The 1971-nt window shown below is 70.5% G+C and carries 3 protein-coding genes; all 3 read right to left on the bottom strand.

Annotated elements, in window-relative coordinates; translation table 11 throughout:
• Positions 1 to 209: 209 nt before the first annotated feature.
• Positions 210 to 944, bottom strand: coding sequence for a Crp/Fnr family transcriptional regulator (locus ACFWY6_RS45265; RefSeq protein ID WP_384703733.1), 735 nt, complete (start codon positions 942 to 944; stop codon positions 210 to 212).
• 119 nt (positions 945 to 1063) lie between these two features.
• Positions 1064 to 1516 (bottom strand): hypothetical protein, encoded by a 453-nt coding sequence (locus tag ACFWY6_RS45260; RefSeq protein WP_384703730.1) that lies wholly within the window; start codon positions 1514 to 1516, stop codon positions 1064 to 1066.
• A 128-nt stretch (positions 1517 to 1644) separates the two neighbouring features.
• The coding region (locus tag ACFWY6_RS45255) for an acyl-CoA thioesterase (protein ID WP_384703727.1) at positions 1645 to 1971 on the bottom strand (327 nt) is incomplete at its 5' end.

The following is a 1971-nucleotide window of genomic DNA, read 5'->3' as shown; positions in this document are numbered from 1 at the left end:
GGTGCGGGGGGGGGGGGGCGCGGGGGGTGGGGGGGGGGGTGTGTGTGGCCGCCCCCCCCGGAGCCCCGAAGCCCGTCATGAACGGTGGCGACGGTGTGGGAACCCGCTTGTGGCCTCGGCATTTCCAGTGAGTTGAGGAGCTGTCAGACAGCGGACGCAGCTGGCCTCCTGAGCCGATCGTCACACCGGTCCACGACTCACCTGGCCGGTTACCTGGCGAGTCGGATCAGTCTGGCCGGATCCGTGATGTGGATGGCCCGATAGGCGAGTTGAATCACGTCGTGCTGCTCGAGCTCTTTGAGGACCTTGTTCAGGGAGGGGCGTCGTACGCCGAGCATGGCCGCGAGCGTGCGCTGGGGCAGTGGCACGGTGCCGTCCTCGGCCTCCGCAAGCAGGAGGCGGGCAGTCTGCTGGGGCAGGGTGGCGCCGAGCTGGGCGACGAGACGGGCCTGGCTGTGGGCGAGGCGGGCAGCGATGGAAGCGAGCCAGCGACGTGCAATGGCCGGGTGGCGGTCCAGGACGCGGGAGAAGTCGGCGGCGGGCAGGTGCAGGAACGTACAGGCGTCCAGGGTGCGGGTGGTGTAGGGCAGGGGCATGCCGAGGAGGAGTTGGACGTCGCCGTCGACGTCCCCGGCGCGCAGGACGTGCACCACCACCTGGCGCGGTCCGGTGCCGACGGTCAGTTCGGCGTGCCCCTCCCGCAGAATCCACACCCCGTTCGAGGCGGCGCCCGCGGTGGTGACGGCGGAGCCTGGGCGGGCCTCGACGGGGCGCAGGACGCCCGCGAGGGCGGTCAGGTCGGTGTGGTTCAGCGGTGCGTGGCGGCCGCGACCGACGCAGCGGGCGACCCAGGCGGCCTGCTTGAGCTGCTGCGCGTGTGGACCGGTGAGCGCGGTGAGCCGGGACGTGACCTGTGCGGTCGCGGAGTGGGCGGATGGTGTCATCGTGCCGACACTTCCTTCGGTTCAGCGGATGCGAGCGGGTTTCCTCGGTGCCTCCTCGGTGCCGGATCGGGAGGGTGCCTGGCAGGCGGAGCACGAGGGCTGCCCGCACCGAAGTGCCGTCACCTCACCGGGTGGTACGTCTCGTCCGATCCGTCGGACCTCGCTTCGTCCGGTGGGCGGGACTTCCTTTTCCGGGCGGCAACACGGCGGCGGTGCAGGACCCGTGCCGTCCACCTCAACGTGAGCAGGACGAGCACGGCGGCCACGATGGGCCAGGGGCCCAGGTCGTTCAGCCACTGGGTCACGGCGCCCTGCCAGCGGGTGGCGGTGCTCACCACGGGGTCGTGGTCGGCATCGCCACGCAGCAGGCGGATCTCGTACCAGCCGTAGTAGGCGACGTAAGCGCCGGCGAGGAGTATCAGCACCCCGGAAGCACGGCTGACGTAGGGCAGGACGGCGCGGATGCGGGCCACGGCGGCCTGCCGGGACTGCGCCACGGCCAGCGTCAACACCCCAACGACCAGGCCCATCCCCGCGGCGTACGCGAGGAACACACCGACCACTGCGGGCACGCTGCCGACGCGGAAGGCCGTGGTGGTGAGCGCGAGGAAGGGGCTGATGGTGCAAGAGGCGGTGCCGAAGGCGAGGCGATGACGGCGCAGGCGAAGAGGAGCCTGATCCCGCGCCCTGAGACCCGTGATCAGGACTCGGCGTAGCGGGCCAGGAATGAGCGTTCGGGATCCGAGAGGCGGCGAGGGCGACCTGTGTCCAGGTTGTAAGCGACGATCGCGGTCGTCCCCTCGGCGTACAGCTGGTTGGCGTCACGGATCTCGTACGCCAGCTCAAAGGACACGGCCCGGCTCTGCGCAACCCAGACATGTACGTCGACGGGATCTTCGCGGTAGTGCAAAGGCGCTCGGTACTCAACTCCGGCGCTGCTCACGACGAACGCGTTCTGGCGGCGTCCTGCTTCGTCGGCGGGCAGCACCTCCTGGAACATCCTCGTGCGTGCTTCCTCCATGTACCC

Origin of the sequence: Streptomyces sp. NPDC059037, assembly GCF_042740015.1 — a bacterium.
Lineage (GTDB): Bacteria > Actinomycetota > Actinomycetes > Streptomycetales > Streptomycetaceae > Streptomyces.
The sequence above is the reverse complement of the archived record's forward strand: the minus strand, read 5'-3'. Positions and strand labels throughout refer to the sequence as shown.

Bases quoted from the DNA above. Each gene is read 5' to 3' on its own strand.
- ACFWY6_RS45265 (WP_384703733.1), bottom strand. From the start codon at position 944: ATGACACCATCCGCCCACTCCGCGACCGCACAGGTCACGTCCCGGCTC.